The following is a 20,780-nucleotide window of genomic DNA, read 5'->3' as shown; positions in this document are numbered from 1 at the left end:
GCATTCGCGGCCGCAGGCGGCAACGCGCGCGCTTCGAGCTCCTTCACGGCGTCCCCGGCGATGGCCACTTGCTGCGGCTCTATCCCGACCGGTGGCAGGCGATTGCCGACGAATTCCTCGTCTCTCTTCACCGGCAGCACTAGACATGCCGGCTTACGGGCGCATGTTCTCAGCGTCTCGCGCATGCCAGGCGGCGAGCACGTCCTTCTCCTCGTCGCTGGTCAGTCCGATCACGGGCCCGTTGTTGGCGCGGAGCCAAAGAAGCGTATCGCGCGCGGTGTCTCCCGGTGGTCGCGAGGTCAATCCGGCCGCGCGTGCGGGCGAGGTATCGCGCGTCAGGAAGCCGGCGTAGTCCGGCAACGGCAGCCACAGCGGCAATGACCGCGGGCCCGCCCAGCGCCTGACGTCATGCGCTTCCAGAAAGGCGCGATCGACCCAGGTGAAGGTGCAGGATGCGTTCAGCGCGGATGCGCATTCGCTCAGGAATTCGCCACGCGTGCGGATCGGCCCGATCCCGTCATAGATGCCCGTGAGACCGGTCTCTGCCGCATGCACGATCCACTGCGCGAGATCGCGCACGTCGATGAACTGGACCGCGTCCTCCGGCGACCCCGGTGCCAGCACCTCGCCGCCGCGCGCAAGCCGCGCCGGCCAGTAGGCGAACCGTCCGGTCGGGTCCTCAGGCCCTGCGATCAGGCCGGCGCGGCAGATGAAGGCATCATCGCCGACCGCCTGTTCGCAGGCGACCTTGGCGGCGCCGTAGATCGCCTCGGTGCTGTGCTCGATATCCGCTGTAACAGGCTCGCGTAGGGGAGCGGTGTCGGCGCGTTGCCCCGGGATGCGGTTGTCGGCGTAGACGCTGATCGTCGAAACGAAGGTCCAATGCACGCCCGGCCGCTTCAGCGCGGCGACCGCGCGGCGGACCTGGCCGGGATGACGCGAGACATCGACCACGGCCTCGAATGTCTCACCGGCGAGCGGCGCAAGTCCGTCGGCCAGGTCGCGGTCGATCCGCACGAAGCGGGCGCCGGCGGCAATCGGTCCCGCAAGGCCGCGGGCCGCGCAGGTCACGTCATGACCGCCAGCGCAAGCATGGCTCGCGATCGCCCGGCCGAGAAACTGGCTGCCGCCGAGAACGAGAATGCGCATGAAAAGGTCCGCGTGATTGATGCCACCGCGAGACTACAACCTGCGCTGGCAGTTGCAACCCGCTTCCTCAGCGCGCCCTGATCTCCGCGTATTTCGCCATCGCTTTATCGAACTTCCGGTTGAACAGCCACATCGCGGCGAGGATCTCGCGGTAGCTTGCCGAGGTTTTCGCCCGGTCGGCCCGTCCGAACGCAAAGATGCTGTTGTTGCGCAGGTGCTTCATGACCGTCGGGCTGGACACCCGGTAATTCAGGAGATCGCCCGATTTGAGCGCGGACCGTGTCGGGGTGGGAACGATCTGGATCAGCTCGAACAGCTTCATCTGGTCGATCGGGTCGGGCAGCGTCTTCACGATTTCCGGGATATCACGAAACAGATCGGCGTGCGCATTCATCAACCCGTTGCGCACGTTGGTCCAGTGGTTGAAGCGGTGATCGGTGCCGCGGGCGCGCGCCTGTTCCTTGTCGTCGCGCGCGCTCACGTGCGGATCGATCGCGGCGATGTCGCTCTTGATGGCCTCCCATTTCCGCCTGCCGCTACGGTCTTCGGAGGGGCCGGTCTGGAAGCTGCCCATATAGGTGTTCGAGCGTGCATTGCGGACATTCTGCTTGCCATTGGTCTCGGCAAAGAACAGCCCGAGGCTGATCCGCCCGGCAGCTTCGGCATGTTCGCCGGCGAGCCCCTTGGCGCCCGCAATCGCAACGGCAAGATCGACGACGTCCTTGAACGGCGTCGGCGAGTTCTGCGCGCTGGCAGGCGGCGCCTCCATGAGATCGAACAGCCTGCCGTATTCGTCGATCAGCGGCTCGATCTCGGCATCGAAATAGGCCGGAGGAATCTCGAACTTGTTTGGCCGGCCGATCCGCGCCGGCATGACGTCGGTGAGGTCCTTGTAAGCACTGATCACAGCGACCCGCGCGAGATAGAGCGCCTGTCCCGGCAGGTTCGGCAGCGGCTCCTTCGCCTCGATCTGGCGCCGCCGCTCGGCGAGGATGGATTTGAAGTCGCCGAGCGCGCGCTCGTAAGCTGCGAGCGCGTCCGATTGCTGTGGCGTCGGCGCCGCCTTCTGCGCAATGGCGGGCGCCGCGACGAAGAAGGCAACAGCCGCAAATGCTACGGCGGCAAGTCGTCTCGATCCCATGGCTGGTTCCCGTCGATTCGATGGCCAGGGAGATCGTAAACGTCGGAGGCGAGCCGCCGCAATTCTCCTCTCACGCCGCCCGGTAGTCCGGCGCCGTCGCCAGGAACTTGGCGTAAGCATCCGCATCCGGCGGCAGAAAGCGGCCTGCGAGTCCGCCGCGTTTCTGCTGCTTCGCGCCGATGTCGGCCATCAACTCGTCGAAATGGCGGAAGTGATAGGGCGCAACGCAGAGGCCGCCATAGACGCCTGCCGCCGGCCGCTCGACGCGCTTGAAGTGCAGCATCATCTCGATGTTGTCGCGCATCGCCTGCGCCGTCGGCTGGTTGGCGAGCTGGCCGTCGGCATAACGCACCAGCCAGTTGGCCGCGAGGTCGGCGCAGAGCACGGTGCAGAACGAGGAGTTGAAGCCGACGAAGCCGAGCTCAGGCAGATCGGGGTTGGCGATCAGGCGATAGAGCCGGTACTGCCCGTCGGCATCGACCAGTTTCTGCCGGTAGACCTCGGGCAGGAAGGGCACGCCGAGCTTGTAGCCGATCGCGAGCACGGCGACGTCGGCGCCCACGCGCTCGCCGCCGCTCATCACGATGCTGTCGCCTTCGTAGTGGTCGAACGTGCCGAACACGGCCTTGATGCGGCCGTCGGCGACCATCGGATAGAAGCCCGGCGTTGCGATCGGCACCGAGCAATTGACGCCGTCCTCGATCCGCTCCTTCGGCACCATGTTGCAGCGGCCGAGCTTCAGCTGCGCCTTCAAGAGGCTCTCCAGCCCGCGCCAGTTGGCCCAGACCAGCGGTGCAGCGATGCGGTGCGCAAGCCGTCCCATCGCGCCGATGCCCCAGGGCGGAAACATCTCCTCCTGCGCCCGGATGTAGAGGATGCGCTTGAAATTCACGAGACCGCCAATGAAATAGGGAATGCGCCAGACCGGCTCGCGCATCACGATGGTGACCTCGCGCGCGCCTGACTTCACCGCGTTCACGGCGATGTCGGTTGCAGACTTCGAGCCGCCGAGCACGACGACGCGGCGTCCCTTCGCCAGTGTCGGATCGCCGTATTTCGACGAATGCAGGATCTGGCCACCCTGCGCCAGAAAGCCGTCCTCGCCGGGGCAATGCAGCTCGCGCGGCTCGTTGAACTGCCCGGTGCAGACCGCGACGAAATCGAAATCCTCGTTCGTGGTCGTGCCGTTCTTGTCCTTCAAGGCGAGCGTCCATCCCGGCCTGCCGTCGGCACGGCGCGCCATGCCGGCGACCTCGGTGTTGAGCCGCAGCATGCGGTCGAGGCCGAAGCTCTTGGCATAACCGGCGAGGTAGGCGTGGACCTGCGGCCCGGTCGGCCATTCCGGATAGGCCTCCGGCATGGCGCGGTCGGTGTAGCGATAGAGCTCCTTCGGGCTTTGGGTCTGCACCTCAGGGTAGGAGCGCGCCGGCTCCCAGACGCCGCCGAGATCTGAGCTGCGCTCGACGATCGAGACGCGGTGGCCTCGGGTGGAGAATGCTTTCGCGGCGGCAAGGCCGGAGACGCCGGCGCCGATCACGCAGACATGTTTTGGGCTGACCATGGGATTGCTCAATGTGTTTGGCGCGCAAGCGGCCGCGTTCGGCCGCAAGGCGCGGCCGGCCGGGCTGCAAGCAGATGAAGGTGGACGAGGAGGCGGCCGCCTAGTCGTTGGCCTCGGGCGGCAGGAAGTCGACCTCATGCAGCGCCGAGATGCGCACGACCTCGGCCGGGTCGGTCAGATTGTGCAACTGGTTGAACAGCGCCTCCAGCTTCTGCATCGGCGAGACCCAGAACAGCGCCCGGCACGGCTTGTCGGACTTGTTGAAATAGCCGTGTGGAATGCCGCGGGGCATGCGCACGAGGTCGCCGGCATGAGCCTTGACCCATTGACCGTCGAGCTTGAGATCGAGCGTGCCCTCCTGCACCAGGATGAACTCGTCCTGGGTCGGATGGATGTGCACCGGCACGAACTGGCCGGGATCGCTGTTGGTCTCGAACGCGAATGTGGAGTCGGTGACGGCCTTGGGGAAATAAACCTGGCCCAGGATGTTCCAGCTCTTGCCGCCGTAGCCTGTGCCGTTCGCGGTAATGCCTTTTTCGAGTGCAGTCATGGCTTGCTCCTCTTGGATTCCGGCGGGGACGGAGCATCGGCCGAGGACGGGCCGCCTGTCTATCCGCTAAACGAATCCGGGTGCGCTATTGCCGTGCAGCACGACGAATTTACGAGCTACGGCCCTTTTCGCCCCCGCGGAACTATTATAGGCTTAAAGTAATTCCGGGCGCGAAGCATGGTCGACGATGTCCGCAGCCGAGCAGGAAATGAGCGCAACAGCCTCTGCAGCCGAACGGCTTGCGGGCTTCGCCCGCGTCAGCACGGACGACGTCGACGAGGCGGCCGAGCAGATCGGGCGCATCTTCTGCCCGCATGATCTCAAGCCGACACAGGCGCGGGCGGCCGGCTTCTCGGCCCGGCACAATTGCGCGGCGTTCGAGGGTTTCTCCATCAATTACGTCGCCTATGGCGGATCGGTCAGCATCGATCCGGGCTGCCTCGAGCGCTTCTTCCTGGTGCAGGTCCCGCTCGCTGGGAGCGCGCGCATTCGTGCTGGTGATTGCGAGCTCGATGCGGCCCCGGGACGGACGGCGTCGCTGCTGTCGCCGAACATTCCGACCCGGATGATGTGGAGCGATTGCGCACAGGCAATCCTGCTGCTCGACCGCCGCATGGTCGAGCAGCGCGCCGCGGCATTGTCGGGCAGGCCGGCCGGGGTGGTCGAGTTCGATCCGGTGATCGAGCTGGATGCACCGTCCGGGCGGGCTCTGCAGACGAGGCTCGCCGAGTTGATGGCACTCGCCGAGCGTCTCGGACCATCAGGCCGGCTCTCGCCGGCCGCGATGGCCGATTGGCGCGAAGCGTTGCTCGATCATCTGCTCAATGGGCAGCGGCATAGCCACTCGGATGCGATTGAAACGTTCTCAGGCCAGGCCGAGCGCCTGCCGCGCGCGCTCCGCGCCGCGCGCGATCACCTTGCCGACAATGCCGGCGAGCCACTCGACCTCGCGCAGCTTGCCTGCGCCTCCGGCATCGGCATTCGCGCGCTGCAGCTCGGCTTCCGCCGTCACTTCGGCGTGTCGATCTCGCAGATGCTGCTCGACATGCGTCTCGCCGGCCTTAACGCGCGCCTCGCGCATGCCGCCCCCGATGCCTCCATCACCGAGATCGCGTTCGATCTCGGCTTCACCCATCTCGGCCGTATGGCCGGCGCCTATCGCGAGAAGTTCGGCGAGACGCCATCGGCCACGCTGCGGCGAAGGTTGAGCTAGGTCCATGTCACCGCGCGTAGATGCCGGGCGCACCAACCACGCGTTGCAGATCCAGCGTGTTCGCCGTGCGTTATCGCGACAATGGAGACGCATCCTCCGGAAATTATGATCCGAATAGAGCGACAGGGCGAGCACTGTGTGAACCGCTTCATACTCAATCGCTCTCTTTCCGGATTACCACTCTTGCAACGAAAATTGCCGCACCCGGATCATTTCAAACACGGGTGAGATGCAATGCCTGCGCAGCCACATGCTCGCAGCTTTGGATTGGCTCCGTCTCGCTCATGAGCAAAGCCAGTCCCATCACTCAGCAAAGATCCTTCAGAAATTGGAATGAAAGGGCATCGCGCAACTCACGCAGCTTCTGTTCGGGGTCGGCCGGTAGGCTGCTACTTACTCAGAAGGAGCTCCTATGAAGATAAGCAGCGCAATTTCCAGCGCCTTCTCTGCAACAAGGCGCGTCACCAATCTTCGGATTGCCCGTTCCAGTCTGATCAAATCGGCCCATCTTCTCGAAAGAATCGGGCTGGCCGCTGTTGGGGCCTCCGGCGGCCTCTATGTTGGTGCGACTCTGTTACGTCAGAAAGCCGGACTGTTTGAAAGCGGCTGGATCGTGCTGGTAACAGTGCTCTATGGAGCTCTCAGCTATTATCTCGGTATTGATTTGTCCGGCAATATCGCGCGGAGGCGGACGTCGAACATCTCGGAAGAATGGAATGGTTCCGAGCCGGCTGAGATCATGAGTGCGGCCGGAACGTTCAGCGCCGCGATTGCCGCAACGCTGTCCGTCAGCATCCTTGTCCTTGATCAAAACCTGCCTAACGGCCTGATCGGCTTTGTTGCCGGCTGCTGGGTGGTTGGCTCTTCGCTCCAGGTTGCGGCGGGCACGATGGCTCGCAGTTATGAAGCGCCGATCAGCGAGCAATGAAGGACAGTCGCGGAAAACATCCGCTTGGCGCAAGCCGCAGTGTCGGTTTTGGTTCGGAAAGGACCGCGACGAACTGATCGCAACCTCTGCCTCCAATGCTGCGTGCCAGCGATGTTTGGTAGCAGAGTCGTTCGCCTCGAGCAGCGTCACAGCTTGCGATATCGGCATTGAGAAACCTAGGTTATCGCGCAACAAACAAGGCGTGCCATCATGGCGGTGTTGGTATATTGTCCGCGCGCCGTGGTCCAAAATTCTGCTAACCGCCAACCACACGATCGGTGGAGCCAATGCAGATTGCGGAGTGGCTCGGGAAGCTGGGGCTTGGGCAATACGCAGAGCGTTTTGCCCAAAATGGGATCGACATAGGCGTCCTTCCCGAACTGATGGACGAGGACTTCGATAAGCTCGGAGTCTTGCTCGGCCATCGCCGCAAAATGCTGCGTTCTATCGCTGACCTCGATCCGGCCGCGTTGATCGCATCGCCCGTTCCTCCTCAGGACGCCGAGCGGCGTCACCTTACCGTGATGTTTTGCGATCTGGTCGGCTCGACTGCGCTCTCCGCGCGTCTCGATCCCGAGGATATGTGGGAGGTGATCCGGGCCTATCGGGCAGCCTGCGCGAGCGTGGTTGCTGCTTATGATGGCAGGATAGCCAGATTCGTCGGTGACGGAATACTCGTCTATTTCGGCTATCCGCGCGCTCACGAAGACGATGCCGAGCGTGCGGTGCGCGCCGGCCTCGACATGATCTCCGCGATAGGCCAGCTCAAAACAGGGACTGACGAACGAGCTGAACTGCGGATCGCAATTGCGACCGGACTTGTGGTGGTCGGCGACCTCGTCAGCGGAGATGCGTCGGAGGAGCACGCAACCATCGGCGACACGCCAAACCTCGCCGCCCGGCTCCAGAGCCTGGCGGAGCCGGGGGTCGTCGTCGTTGCGTCATCGACGCGCCGGCTGCTTGGCGATCTCTTCACCTTTCGCAATCTCGGCCGCCGTGAGGTCAAGGGAATGGCAGACCTCATCGCAGTCTGGGCGGTGGAAGGAGCGGCCGCATCCGAGAGTCGCTTCGAGGCAGTCCGTGCCGCGCGCTCGATCGGTTTTGTCGGCCGCAAGAACGAGATCGAGTTCATCCTCTCGCGCCAGCGGGAGGCATGGCAGGGCCGGGGCCAGATCGTATTGATTTCCGGCGAAGCGGGCATTGGCAAGTCGCGTATTGTGGCAACGCTGTCCGAAAGCCCCTCATTGGGGACGCACCGTCGCGTGCGGTATCAGTGTTCGCCTTACCACACCAACAGTGCGCTTCATCCCTTTGTCGCGCAGCTCGAGCGCGCCGCCGGAATTCGCTCGCACGACACGCCGGATCAAAAGCTCGACAAGCTCGAGGCAATGCTCGCAATAGGAACCCAGCAGGTCGCCCGGGCGACACCGCTCATTGCGGCTCTGCTTTCGATTCCCACCGGCAACCATTGCCCGCCCCTCGGCTTGAGCCCGGCGCAGCAGCGGCGACAGACATTTGCCGCCCTTCTCGATCAGCTTGAGGGACTGGCGCGAGACCAGCCGCTGCTGATCATCTGCGAGGATATGCATTGGGCCGATGCCACGACACTTGAGCTGTTCGATCTCGCGGTTGATCGGATCAGAGGACTGCCGATACTCGTGCTCTTGACGTCCCGGCCGGAGTTCGAGCCCTCCTGGTTGGGCCTTGCCAACGTCAGTCTGTTGCGGCTCGACCGGCTCGATCGGCAGGACACGCGCGCGCTGGTCGAGCAGGTCGTCGTCGGCCGCCAGCTGCCCCGCGAGATGATGAAGCAGATCATCGACAAGACCGATGGCATCCCGCTATTCGTCGAGGAGTTGACCAAGATGGTGCTGGAGTCCGGTCTACTTGTCGAAGATGCCGGGCGCTACCGCCTGAATAGCCCGTTGCCGCCGCTTGCCATTCCGGCGACGCTGCAGGATTCGCTGATGGCGCGGCTTGACCGGCTCGCTCCGGTCAAGGAGGTGGCCCAGATAGGCGCCGCCATTGGCCGTGACTTCTCATACGCGCTGCTGAAAACCGTGGCGGGACGTGATGATTTGACGCTGAGCGCTGCGCTTCTTCAGCTTGAAGAGGCCGAACTGCTGTTGCGTCATGGAACGCCGCCCGAGGCAAATTATAGTTTCAAGCACGCCCTTGTTCAGGAAGCGGCCTACGAGAGTCTGCTCAAGAGCAGACGGCAGGTGCTTCACACACGAATTGGCGATGTCCTGCGCGAGAAGTTTCCAGTCGTCGCCGAGACCGAGCCGGAAGTCCTGGCGCACCACTTCACCGAGGCGGGGCTGAGCGAAGTCGCCCTCGAATGGTGGCGCAAGGCGGGCCAGCAGGCGTTGAAACGCTCGGCCTATTCCGAGGCGATCGCGCATCTCGGCAAGGCCATTGCGATCGCCGATCAATTGCCTGACGAGTCCCGCCGGATGATGAGCAGGCTGCATCTTCAGATCGCATATGGCCGTGCCTTGCGGGGCAGCCTCGGCCACAGCGCTCCGGAAACCGTCGCGGCATGGACGCGCGCGCGACAATTCGCGGCCGGTATCGATGATCCCGTTGAACTTGCGCCGGTCCATTCCGGGCTCTTCAATGCCTGCCTGACGCATGGCGAACTTGCTCCGATGCGGGAGCTGGCGGATGCCATCAGGAGCGCCGCTGAGCGGCGGCCAGATTCGCCGGTGGCCGCCGTCGTGGCCCATTGGACCGGCGGCGTGACCTGCTGGTTCGCCGGCGAGTATTTGAACGCGCGTACGCATCTTGAGCGGGCGCTGGCGATCTATCGGGCCGAACCAGAGCCCGCGACCTTCAGGGCTTCGGCGCTGGATCTCCCGTTCGTGATCATGCGATTTCTCGCCCTGGTGCTCTGGCCGCTCGGTAGCACCGCTCGTGCGCGCGAGCTCGCCGCGGACGCGGTGGGTACTCCGGGCGAGAAACGGGCGCTGTCCCAGGCCAATGCACTGGTTCATCGCGCCGTGTTCGATGGGGTATGCGGGGGCATGTTGCAGCAGACAGAGACGATCCTGGCGCTCGGTCTCGCACGCGACCATACGATGCCGCTGTACGTCGCCGCCGGCACCTACCTCAACGGCCTCGCCAAGTGGCGTGCTGGAGACCGAATGGCTGGTTTGGCAGACATGCGTCACGGCTGGACCTTGCTGCACGAGAACGATTGCTACCTCTGCGAACCGTTTTGGGGAATGCATGTCGCCATGGCGGACGCCGAGGTGGGCCAGGTCGAAACCGGGCTCGAAATCTTGAGTGAGCTGATTGCATGGGCGCGACAGACCGGTCAGCGTTGGCTTGACGCCGAGCTGCACCGCGTCCACGGCGAGCTTTTGTTGCGGCAAGACCCCGCGGACGATTCCGGTGCCGAGAACGCTCTCACGCGAGCGCTGGAAATTGCACGAGGCCAGCAGACGAAGACTTTCGAGCTGCGCAGCGCCCTTGGACTTGCGCGCCTGCACAAGAGGCGTGGTCGCGCGGGTGCGGCATCCGAAGTGCTCGCTCCCGTGGTCGCTCAATTCGAGGCGGAGCATGGTCTTCACGAATTCGCGGAAGCGAAAGAGCTGCTCAGGAATGGGCGTTAGCCGCGCCGCCATTCGATCGGTACGAGCGCCGCGCCGACTTCAAGCCAGAATAGGTCGGCATCTTGTTCTCGATTCCGGAGCCGTAGTTCTCCGGTTTTGACACGTCTTAACCTGTTGTGGTGAAAGCTGGATATGCTTCTCGTGGTTGCGAGAGACGAATCTGCTGCGGCGGCGAATCCTGATTTTCGATCAGCAGCAATGTTGTCGGATTGCTCATTGCCTCAAGGCGCAGGCTTCAAGCCAACGCCCGGGCCATGCGGCGATTGGCTTGCCTTCGAAGGGGCAGGCGGAGCGACCAAAGCCCATTTGGAGATCCAGTCGTGGTTCGCTTGCATGTCGAACGTATCATCCGCAGCCGGATTGTTCGCCGATCCCTGGCGCTCGGAATCATCGCTCTGGGCGGATGGGCGCTGTTACCGTATGTGACCTACCGAATCGCTCCTTCCGCATTTGTCAATGCCGAGCTCATGCGGGTGACTGCACCGATCGCGGGTCAGCTCTCGCCTGATCTTCCACGCAAGGGCGAATATTTCCAGCGCACCCGGGTGGTGCCGCTGATCGAGGCGCGTTCGCCGGATCGCCGGCACCTCATGGACCTCGATCAGCAGCTTGCCGTGTCCACCAAGCGCGCCGAGCTGGCACGCCGGCAACTGGAGGAAATCGCCGAGCTCGATCGCAAGCTCCGCGAGCGCAGCGAGGACCATCGTTTGGGGATGGTAGCGCGCCTGAGCCACGAGATCGGAGAAACGGAAGCTGAAAAAGGCGGCTGTCTCGCCGAGGCGCGGCAGCGGAACGATGTCGCGGGCCGGATGGAGAGGCTCGTGAAGCTCGGCGTCAGTTCGCAGATCCGCTCCGGTGAGGCCCAAGCCTCGCAGGAGGCAACCGCAGCGCGCTGCCAGATGGCCGACGAACGCCTGCGGCGCCTCAGGACCGAGTTGGGGGCGGCCGAGAAGGGCATCTATCTTCGCGGCGATGCCAATGACGTGCCCTATTCCCAGCAGCAACGCGAGCGACTTGTTCTCCGCCGCCAGGAGCTCGAGACAGACCAATTGCAAAACAGCTCACGTTCCGCGCAGCTGGCCGCGGAAATCGCAGAGGAGCGCGCTCGGCTTGATCGTCTCGATCACTACGATCTGTCCTTGCCCGCCGCCCATGTGGTCTGGTCGGTCGCGGCCAGCCCGGGCTCGATGGTGACGGAGGGGCAATCGGTCTTCGATTTTGCAGATTGCGAACGCCGATTCATCGTTGTTGAACTGCCCGAGCGCGATTTCGAGAAGATCAAGGCCGGAGATGCGGCTACCGTCCGCCTGATTGGGAGTCGCGAATGGAAGAGCGGCCAGATCCGGCAGGTCCGCGGATCGGCCGCGTACGGCGATGATCGGCTGCTTGCGGCTCGGGTGCCGCGGCCTGATCCGGGCAACATTACCGTTGAGATATCGCTTCCGCCGAATGTGACGCCGGCCGACAGCAACGGCTCCTGCGATATCGGACGGTTGGCTGAAGTGCGCTTCGAGCGCAGAGCCGACGGCCTGCTGCGATTGGTCAGCTCGAAGTTGAAGTGGTTGACCGCTCGCCTGGAGCTCGACCAGTCGCCCCTGTGAGGGAGATGTTCCATGCAGGCCATGACTCTGCCTTTCTCTCAGCTGTTCGCGCCGATGCTGATCAGCTTTGCCGCGATGTACCTGTTGGCGCCGACCTTTCCAGTCGCGCGCCTTTGGGCACGTGTCGCGGTTTTTGTCGCGGTTTGGCTCGTGGTTGCCCGCTATCTCGAATGGCGTATTTTCTCCACCGTGCTGCCGGCAAGCGGGACCTGGTATCAGGTCGGCTGGATCTGGTTCTGTCTCCTCGTCGAGCTTCTGACCTTCACGGATCAGTTCATTCTCTATCTGACTTTTCTTCGCAGGACTGATCGCCGCAGTGAAGCTGATCAGCACGAACGTCGGCTTCGCAGCCTGCCGGATGACGTGCTGCCCTCGGTCGACGTCCTTATTCCGACCTATGACGAGCCATTCGAGGTGCTGGAAAAGACGATCACCGGCGCGCTGTGCCTGGACTATCCAAACTTCCAGGTCTGGGTCCTGGATGATGGTCGCAGGCCTTGGCTCAAGGAACTCTGCGAGCAAAAGGGCGCCGGGTATCTCACGCGCGCCGACAACGTAAATGCCAAGGCCGGCAATATCAATCATGCCCTGACGAAGACTAGTGGCGAGTTCTTCGCGATCTTTGATGCGGATTTCGTGCCGCAGCGCAATTTCCTGATGCGCACAATGGGCTTCTTCGCCGATCCAAAGATAGGGATCGTTCAGATCCCGCACACCTTCTACAATGAGGACCCGATGCAGGCGAATCTCGGCCTGCATAGGGGACTGCCGGACGAACAACGGTTCTTCTTCGATTCCATCATGCCCGCGCGCGACGGCTGGGATGGAGCCTTCTGTTGTGGTTCCAACTCCGTCACACGGCGTGGAGCACTCCACGCAATCGGAGATGCCCTGCCGACCCAGTCCATTACGGAAGACATTCTGCTGACGCTGGTCCTGCTACGCAAAGGATACATAACCCGATATCTTCGCGAGCCGCTGGCGATCGGCTTGGCGCCAGAAAGCCTTGACGCCTTTTTCGTGCAGCGGCAACGCTGGGCGCGTGGCGCGATCCAGACGCTGTATCTCGCCGCCGGCCCGCTCGGCCCCGGACTGGGTTTGATGCAACGGCTCCTCTTCTTCCCTACGCATTGGCTCTCAATGGGCCTGCGCGCGCTCGCGGTCGTGGTGGTTCCGATCGTGTTCATGTGGACTGGGCTAGCGCCTGTCGTCGACGTCACCCCTGAGTCGGTCTTCTACTACTTGTTCCCCGCGATCCTGGTGCTCAACGGCGGCATCTCCTGGTTCGCGCCGCACGAACATTTTCCGCTCGCCGCTCAAGTATCGGCGACTATCCAAAGCTTCAAGCTCCTGCCGACGGTGCTCGGGACTCTCGTCAAGCCGAAGGGACATGCGTTCAGGGTGACGCCCAAGGGTGCTGCAGCACGGTGCTCAAGCTACGCCGCGGACATATTCTGGCCGTCGGCGGCTCTCATAGCGCTGACTGTTATCGGTCTGGTTCTGAACACCATCCCGGAATGGCGCATCATCGATCATCCGGCCGCATTGCCGATGGTCGCCTTCTGGTCGGTCGTGAACATCGTCGTGCTTTTCTTCGTCTGCATGACCTCGCTGCAGGCGCGGATGGGGCGTTCCGAGGAGCGTTTCGATGTCGACGAATCAGTCTTGATCGAGACTGAGACCGGCGAGCGGTTTTCCGGGCGCGTGAGCAACATCTCCCTTTCCGGCGCCGGCGTCCTGCTCGGTTCCAGCATTGACGGTCCTCCTCCCGGAGAACCGCTGCGCATGCACATCATGCAGGTGGGCTGGATCGACGCGATGATTGTGCAACAAAGAGGCCAGCTCGTCGGGGTGCAGTTCAAATTGCCGCAATCGCTTGAACGAGACCTGCTGATCCGCAAGCTCTTTACCGTCGCCCGCCTGAAGGGGAACGGTGCCGTCGCGTGCTCGGTGAACAGGACGATGCTCAAGAACATCTGGTCAATGGCCGCGCCGTTGCCTCAAATTGTTACAAACGGCGCCAAGCCCGCATCGCTTTTGCCGGCTGAGCGTCTGCCGGCAGAGAGCCTGCTCATTCGACCTCAACCGCGGATCGACGATTTGGCACATCTTGCGGGAGTTCGAAGCGGGCATCCGGCAAGTTTCACTGAATCTGGCTTTGGCCCGGTAGCCGGCACGGTGCTCTAAGCTAATGCGCGATGGCTTCAGGTCGAATCGCCAGCGCGCTTTAGCGCTCTGTTTGAGCATGATCTTTTCGGAAAACAGCTGCTCACTTTTCCGGATCATGCCTTAGGCCATCAAGCTGAGCTGATTGCTGTTGGGTCCGTCGACCGGTCCGCAGCTGGTCGATTGCGCGCAAGCCCACTGTGAATGTCGTCAGTCTCCTTCTAGGTTCTGCCACAAACCTGGATCGAAATAAGCAAGCCTGTCTTACCCAAGGCTCTGGGGTTCCAGGGGTGGAGGGAACATCTCTTGACCGATCACGGCAGCGATCCCCGCCAAGCGCGTTTGACGTTCTGGGCCTCGGTATTTGTGGCGGTCGCCTGCATGGCGATTGTCGCGCTCAGCGGCTGGCGCGAGTGGTCCTCGCGACTGGCGGTGCTGAGGAACGCCGAAACGGACATGGCGAATCTGGCTCGATCGGTGACGCAGCACGCGGACGACACGTTCGAGCTCGCGGACACCGTTCTAAACATGTTGGTCGGTCAACTCGAGCTCGAAGGAATCAGCCCAGCGGCAATCGGCAAGATTCAGACCTTGCTGACCCGACGCAAAGCCGCGAACCGGATCCGTGCCGTGTTCGTCTATGACGAGACCGGCCGCTGGCTTGCAACCAGCGAGCCCTTGGATTTCGCCGGTCTCAACAACAGCGACCGAGACTATTTCCAGCATCATCGTGCCGTGCCCGAACGGGGAACCTTCATTGGACATCCGGTGAAGAGCAAGTCGGGCGGACAATGGATCATCACCGCGTCGAGGCGCTTCAATCATCCTGACGGCCGTTTTGCCGGAGTTGCCCTTACAACGATCGATGTCGACTATTTTCTGCAGTTTTATCGCGGATTCGACGTTGGCCAGAACGGCTCAATTGCGCTGGCGGCCACTGACGGCGTTGTCCTGGCACGTAGCCCGGACCACGGATATACGGGCCGCGATCTATCGAGTGCTCCGCTCTTCAAGAAAATCCGCGAGCGGCCGGCTGCCGACGCCTACTACTTCACGTCGCCTCTCGACGGCGTCCGGCGTCTGAGCTTTTATCAACTCAGCAGTCGCTACCCTGTTCTCGTGGTTGCCACAGAATCGGAAGATGACGTCTTGGCCCCCTGGCGCGGCGCCGCGCTAACACGCGTCGCAGCGGTACTGGGGCTGACATGTGGGCTCGCCGTCGCGGGGCTCTTGCTGGTGCATCAGTTGCACCAACGGCAAAAGATGGCCGCTGCTCTGGTTGCCAAGGAGGCCGACTTTCGCCTCCTCGCGGAGGCGTCGGGAGACATGGTCATGCGCATAGGGGTTGATGGACAGATCCTCTATGCGTCACCGTCCAGCGCTCGTATTCTTGGCTGGGCTCCGAACCAATTGGTGGATACGTCAGCCCTCGCCGGCATAAATCCCGCGGATCTAGCACGGGTTGAGCACACGATCGCCGCGTTGAAGAACGGCGAAGCCGAGGAGGCGAGAATCGCGTATCGCACTCGTCATCGAGAGAAAGGAGAAATCTGGATCGAAGCCGCGCTGCGCATCACCAGGAGTCCGCAGAGTGGCGACATCAACGGCGTGGTGGCGATCTCGCGCGACGTGACCGAGCACAAGGATCTCGAGAAAAAGCTGGGGGCTCTCGCCATTTCGGATGGCCTGACGGCGTTGGCGAACCGCAGACACTTCGACGAGCGGCTAGAGGCGGAATGGGACCGGGCCAGGCGCGAAGGAAGGCCTCTGTCACTGTTGCTGATGGACGTCGATCATTTCAAGAGCTTCAATGATCAGTACGGGCATCAGGCGGGCGATGCATGTCTCCGCTCGGTCGCTGGGGTCCTGGCGGAGCAGGCCAGGCGGCCGGCAGACTTGGCCGCTCGGTATGGTGGTGAGGAATTCGCCTTGCTGCTACCAAATACCGACGCGGGAGGGTGCGAGCAGGTCGGCGAGCGAATCCGGCAAGCGATTCAGGACCTCGGCATCCTGCACGCGCTCAACTCGCCATCCAAGCAGGTCACCCTCAGTATTGGTGGCGCGACACATACGTCGTTCGGCGACAAGGCAGATTGCACGTCGTTGATAGCGGCTGCGGATAAGGCGCTCTACGCCGCCAAGGAGAGCGGACGCAACCGCCTTGTGATGTCAGGGCAAGTCATCGCGTGGTCCAGCGCGATACGGGCTTGAAGAGCAGCTCTCGTGCGCCGCGGCGTGACCCTCACGAATTCAGGTGCACGAAATCGTGCAGCAACGGATAGATCTCGTTGTTCCAGCGCTTGCCGGAGAACACGCCGTAATGGCCGACGCCGGCCTGAATGTGATTTTCGAGCTGCGCAGCGCCCTGGGACTTGCGCGCCTGCACAAGAGGCGTGGTCGCGCGGGCGCGGCATTCGAAGTGCTCGCTCCCGTGCTCGCCCAATTCGATGCCGAACGAAGTTTTCCCGAAGTCGAGCAGGCGACAGAGCTGCTCAGGCAAGAGCGTTGACGACGCCGCGTGCCTAGCGGGACGGCCTGCGATCTAGGGGATGTCGGTCACGAATTCACGTGCACGAAATCGCGCAGGAGCGGATAGACCTCGTTGTTCCAGCGCTTGCCGGAGAACACGGCGCGATGGACGACGGCGGCCTAGTCCGTCAGCGTGATCCTGAGCGGAGCCGGATGGAGCTCGCAGGAGCGGCCCGCCTTGACGACCTGTCCCGGCCCAGGATGTCCGACGATCGACGGCAATTCACGGGACAGTGCAATCAGGCCTGCGAGATCGAGGCCGGTGTTCAGGCCGATCTCCTCGCAGAGATTGACGAGGTCTTCGGTGCAGACATTGCCCGACGCGCCCGGCGCAAACGGGCAGCCGCCGAGACCGCCCAGAGACGCATCGAAACGGAGCGCGCCTGCGTCGAAAGCGGCCATCACATTGACGAGTCCGAGTCCCCTCGTATTGTGGAAATGCAAGGTCAACGCCTCGCGTGGGACGAGACCGAGCACGGACTTGACGCGCTGCCTCACGAGCTTCGGATTCGCCATGCCCGTGGTATCTGCAAGCGTGATGCTTCGTGCGCCAAAGCAAAGATATGCCTCGATCAGGCGCAGCACCTTGCCCTCGTCCTGCTCGCCTTCGAATGGACAACCGAAGGCGGTCGCGAGGGTCGCATTGACAGGAATGCGCCCCGCGGTCGCTGCGGCGGCCTCGGCCAGGGCCGATAGTGAGCCCTCGTGGTCCATGCCCATATTGGCGCGGTTGTGGGTCACGCTCGCCGACATCACGAAATTCAGCTCGTCGGCACCGGCCGCCAGCGCGCGTTCGGCGCCCCTGAGATTGGGGACAAGGGCAACGAAGACCACGGTCTTACGTCGGACGATCGAACGGAACACGGCCTCTCCATCGGCGAGGGCAGGGACCGCCTTGGGCGAGACGAACGAGCCCGCCTCGATCCGGCGAAAGCCGAACGCCGACAAGCGGTCGATCAGCGCGACCTTGCGCTGCGTTGACACGATGACCGGTTCGATCTGGAGGCCGTCGCGCGGACAGACCTCCTGAATGATGATATCAGGTGTGGCGTTCATTGGACGACACCACGCTGCCGCAGCTCCCGAATGTCCTGTTCGGTCTTGCCGAGTTCGGCAAGGACAACTTCGGTGTGCTCGCCGAGCTCAGGGCCGCTCCAGCGAATCGTGCCGGGGGTGCCCGAGAGCTTCGGCACAATGCCAGGCATCTTCACGGACACCTCGCCGGGTAGGATGGTCGGAACGATCATCTCGCGCGCGGCATAGTGTGGGTCGTCGACGATGTCGGCGACCGAATAGATGCGTCCCGCGGGCACGCCGGCCGCTTCGAGAGCCTCGAGCGCTTCCGCAACCGTATGCCGACGGGTCCAATCGGCGATCGCTGCATCAAGTTCGGCGTTGCGCGCCACACGTCCGTCGTTGGTCGCAAGCGTCCCATCCGCGGCAAGATCGGATCTGCCGATCGTGGTCATCAGCCGCTTGAAGATCGCATCGCTGTTACCGGCGATGACGACGTAACTGCCGTCGCTCGTCGGATAGGTGTTGGATGGGCTGATGCCCGGAAGCGAGCCGCCGCTGCGCGCGCGCACATGGCCCATGAGGTCGTATTCCGGGACGAGGCTCTCCATCAGATTGAACACGCTTTCGAACAGCGAGACGTCGACGATCTGCCCCTCGCCGCCGGTCCTGACGTGCAGCAGCGACATCAAGGCGCCGATCACCGCATGCAGTGAGGCGAGGCTGTCGCCGATGCTGATGCCGGTGCGCGCAGGTGGAGATTGGGGGTCTCCCGTCGTATAGCGCAGTCCGCCCATCGCCTCGCCGATCGCACCAAAGCCGGGCCGATCGTGGTAGGGGCCCGTCTGTCCATAGCCTGAGATGCGCACCAGCGTCAGCTTCGGGTTGAGCTCCGAAAGCACGTTCCAGCCGAGGCCCATCTTCTCGAGCGCGCCCGGCCTGAAGTTCTCGATGACGACGTCCGCTCTGGCCGCGAGTGCCTTCGCAATTGCAACGCCATCCGTCGATTTGAGATCGAGCGCGATCGATTTCTTGTTACGCGATTGCAGGTACCACCACAGCGAGGTGCCTTGATGCAGCTTGCGCCACTTGCGCAAGGGATCGCCTTGGCCCGGCTGCTCGATCTTGATCACCTCGGCGCCGAACTCGGCGAACAGCCGTGCTGCAAAAGGCGCGGCGATCAACGTGCCGAGCTCGAGCACGCGAATGCCGGCAAGTGGACCTTCCATCTCGAACCTCTCCTCCGCTGGTGCCGCAAAATCTCCTATAGAAGATTTCTCTTTCATAATAGAAAATTTCTGCTAGGCTTCCTCACAACGAGGCGCACGCAAGACGCCATCCAAGGGACGAACACGACATCGGGGGACGCAGCCGTGAGACTAAAGTCAGCGGTGTCGGCCGCAGCTTGGCTGCTGGCCGCAGGAATGCCTGTTGCCAGCGCCCAGGCGCAGCAGCTCGGAACGATCTTTGGGTTTGGCGACAGTCTGCTCGACGTGTCGCGCAATTGTCCGATCGTATTCCCGCAATCGGCGCCCTATGGCGCCTGCGGCAATGGCCGCGGGACGCTGCAATGGCTCTCGCAGCTCACGAGCTACAGCTTCATCAAGACCAACGACTACGCGTACAACGGTGTCGGCAATGGCGTCTTTCCCGCGTTCAACGGCGGGCCGACCGTCGCGCAACAGATCGTCGAGTTCACGGCCGCTGGCCGGAGCTTTCAGCCGAGCGACCTGATCGTCGTCGGCGGCATGCCCAACAACTCGGCTGCGCCCTTGCTCGGAATTCTCGATCCGAACGGTGTCCCCTACACGCCGCAAACGCTGGCAGCGGCAACGCTGGCTCAGCAGTTCAGCAACGTCTCGCAATTGATCAAAGCGGGCGGCCACAACTTCGTGGTCGAGAACAACTTTTCCTCGTCGACACACAACTTCTATACGATCGGCGGCTTCTATCCGCTGGGCCCGCCCTACAATTTCCCGAACATTCCGGGAGCGACGACCTTCTTCGGCTTGGTCAACGACAACCTCGCGGCCACGCTTGCGCCGCTGGCGCGGCCAGGCGTACGCATTCACGTCGTTGATCTCGCTGCAATTTACACCAAGGCCTATACCGACCCGAAGAGCCTCGGCTTTACCACCGGTACGGCCTGCGTTTTCGACGGCAATTGCCTCACCGCGTCCAAGGACGTGCAGAACCAGCATTTCATGTTCGACCTGCACCCGACCGAAGCCGGTTATGCCGTGATCGCGCGCTACGAGGCCAACCTGCTCGCGGCGCAGGATGGGCTCGCGGCGCAGGCCGATATCGCGCAGCTGACCGCACAGAACTTCTCCAGCTCGATCTTCTCGCGGCTCGACGCTTTTCGTGCCGACGATCCGCGTGTCACGGGTGGACCGTCTGAGGCCTTCGCATCCATGGACCGGCCTGGCATGACCACGAAGGCGCCGCGACGTCTTGCGCCCGAGCTGCCTCTGTCGGTCTATCTCGCCGCCGCCTATGGCAGCGGCAGCCGCGGCGACCGCTTCGGCGCCGACGGAAACGCCATCGGTTTCGACTACACGCTGGCGGGTGGCACACTCGGTGCCGACGTCAAGCTCGGTCCCAACATCCGCATCGGCGGCGCGCTCAACTACACCAATCCGGTCGCCAATCTGCATGGCGGCACCGGTCACCTCGATCTCGACAGCTATCAGGTCGGCGGCTATGCGTCCTTGACCTATTCGCATCTTCTGACCGATCTCGTCGCGACCTACGGCTACAACAACTATCGCATCGATCGGCCTGGCGTCGTCGATACGATCCGCGGCAGCACGAGAGGCGACACCGTCACGGCCGGCTTCAGATCGGCCTATCTGTTCGACATTGGCCGCGTGCGCGTCGGCCCGCTGGTCGGCCTGCTCTATGACTACACCAACGTCGATCCTTATACCGAGACCGGCGATCCCATCATCACCCAGTTCGTGGCGCGGCAGAAGCTCGAGGGCCTGACCGGAAGTGCGGGCGTGCAGCTCCGCGTCCCCTTTCTGGTTGGCGCCCGCGCCTTCAACTCCTTCGTCAATCTGACGGCCGAGCACGACTTCCTGGGCGGCGCGCGCACGCTGCTCGCCGCCGAGACGGCCGCGCTGGCGCTGCCGATCTACACGATTGTGCCGGGCAATCCGGACCGAACCTATGGCAAGCTGGTGGGCGGCGTTTCGACCGTATTGACAGGCAATGTCAGCGGCTTGCTGACCGCAGCGGGCACCTTCGGAAACAGCAATCCGCAATTCGCCCTGCAGGGCGCGGTGAAAGTCGCGTTCTGATCCGTGGAA

General features: G+C 63.1%; 13 protein-coding genes and 2 pseudogenes. 7 read left to right on the top strand and 8 right to left on the bottom strand.

The genetic code is table 11. The annotated features are described in order from the left end of the window. Positions 1-153: 153 nt before the first annotated feature. The 4 genes from HZZ13_RS32365 to HZZ13_RS32350 form a co-directional block, all read right to left on the bottom strand. Positions 154-1,149 carry an NAD-dependent epimerase/dehydratase family protein gene (locus tag HZZ13_RS32365; RefSeq protein ID WP_197963497.1) on the bottom strand — a complete coding sequence of 332 codons (996 nt, stop codon included), beginning with the start codon at positions 1,147-1,149 and terminating at the stop codon, positions 154-156. A 67-nt stretch (positions 1,150-1,216) separates the two neighbouring features. Beyond that, positions 1,217-2,290, bottom strand: a complete 1,074-nt coding sequence (locus tag HZZ13_RS32360; RefSeq protein ID WP_197963496.1) for a hypothetical protein — start codon at positions 2,288-2,290, stop codon at positions 1,217-1,219. Positions 2,291-2,360: 70 nt separating this feature from the next. Then, positions 2,361-3,851: a flavin-containing monooxygenase gene (locus HZZ13_RS32355; RefSeq protein ID WP_197963495.1), complete on the bottom strand. Its 1,491-nt coding sequence runs from the start codon at positions 3,849-3,851 to the stop codon at positions 2,361-2,363. Positions 3,852-3,951: 100 nt separating this feature from the next. Next, positions 3,952-4,401 carry a cupin domain-containing protein gene (locus HZZ13_RS32350; RefSeq protein WP_024339447.1) on the bottom strand — a complete coding sequence of 150 codons (450 nt, stop codon included), beginning with the start codon at positions 4,399-4,401 and terminating at the stop codon, positions 3,952-3,954. Between the two features lie 187 nt (positions 4,402-4,588). On the opposite strand from HZZ13_RS32350, the gene HZZ13_RS32345 reads away from it, so the two are divergent. From HZZ13_RS32345 to HZZ13_RS32320, 6 genes are all read left to right on the top strand, one after another. Beyond that, positions 4,589-5,614, top strand: a complete 1,026-nt coding sequence (locus HZZ13_RS32345; protein ID WP_197963494.1) for an AraC family transcriptional regulator — start codon at positions 4,589-4,591, stop codon at positions 5,612-5,614. Between the two features lie 412 nt (positions 5,615-6,026). After that, positions 6,027-6,542 carry a hypothetical protein gene (locus HZZ13_RS32340; RefSeq protein ID WP_197963493.1) on the top strand — a complete coding sequence of 172 codons (516 nt, stop codon included), beginning with the start codon at positions 6,027-6,029 and terminating at the stop codon, positions 6,540-6,542. A 287-nt stretch (positions 6,543-6,829) separates the two neighbouring features. Beyond that, complete coding sequence (locus HZZ13_RS32335; protein WP_197963492.1) at positions 6,830-10,159, top strand: adenylate/guanylate cyclase domain-containing protein; 3,330 nt, start codon at positions 6,830-6,832, stop codon at positions 10,157-10,159. A gap of 320 nt (positions 10,160-10,479) precedes the next feature. Beyond that, positions 10,480-11,760: an HlyD family secretion protein gene (locus HZZ13_RS32330; protein WP_311972798.1), complete on the top strand. Its 1,281-nt coding sequence runs from the start codon at positions 10,480-10,482 to the stop codon at positions 11,758-11,760. A 12-nt stretch (positions 11,761-11,772) separates the two neighbouring features. After that, positions 11,773-13,947, top strand: coding sequence for a glycosyltransferase (locus HZZ13_RS32325; protein ID WP_197963491.1), 2,175 nt, complete (start codon positions 11,773-11,775; stop codon positions 13,945-13,947). A gap of 360 nt (positions 13,948-14,307) precedes the next feature. Next, positions 14,308-16,137: a diguanylate cyclase domain-containing protein gene (locus HZZ13_RS32320; protein WP_197963513.1), complete on the top strand. Its 1,830-nt coding sequence runs from the start codon at positions 14,308-14,310 to the stop codon at positions 16,135-16,137. Positions 16,138-16,168: 31 nt separating this feature from the next. Here the strand turns inward: HZZ13_RS32320 and HZZ13_RS37705 are convergent. The 4 genes and pseudogenes from HZZ13_RS37705 to HZZ13_RS32300 all read right to left on the bottom strand — a co-directional run. Continuing rightward, positions 16,169-16,273 (bottom strand): annotated as a pseudogene (locus tag HZZ13_RS37705) (hypothetical protein); the annotation flags it as partial. Between the two features lie 209 nt (positions 16,274-16,482). Then, positions 16,483-16,575: pseudogene (locus HZZ13_RS37700) on the bottom strand (hypothetical protein); the annotation flags it as partial. Further along, positions 16,576-17,511: a hydroxymethylglutaryl-CoA lyase gene (locus HZZ13_RS32305; protein WP_197963490.1), complete on the bottom strand. Its 936-nt coding sequence runs from the start codon at positions 17,509-17,511 to the stop codon at positions 16,576-16,578. After that, positions 17,508-18,698, bottom strand: a complete 1,191-nt coding sequence (locus HZZ13_RS32300; protein ID WP_197963489.1) for a CaiB/BaiF CoA transferase family protein — start codon at positions 18,696-18,698, stop codon at positions 17,508-17,510. The genes HZZ13_RS32305 and HZZ13_RS32300 overlap by 4 nt, the downstream gene beginning before the upstream one ends. Before the next feature lie 144 nt (positions 18,699-18,842). Here HZZ13_RS32300 and HZZ13_RS37455 point away from each other — a divergent pair, with 144 nt between their 5' ends. Further along, positions 18,843-20,771 carry an autotransporter domain-containing protein gene (locus HZZ13_RS37455; protein ID WP_197963488.1) on the top strand — a complete coding sequence of 643 codons (1,929 nt, stop codon included), beginning with the start codon at positions 18,843-18,845 and terminating at the stop codon, positions 20,769-20,771. The last annotated feature ends 9 nt before the right edge of the window (positions 20,772-20,780 follow it).

Origin of the sequence: Bradyrhizobium agreste (genome assembly GCF_016031625.1) — a bacterium.
GTDB classification, from domain to species: domain Bacteria; phylum Pseudomonadota; class Alphaproteobacteria; order Rhizobiales; family Xanthobacteraceae; genus Bradyrhizobium; species Bradyrhizobium agreste.
Note: the sequence above shows the minus strand (reverse complement) of the source record. Positions and strands in the feature narration are given on the sequence as shown.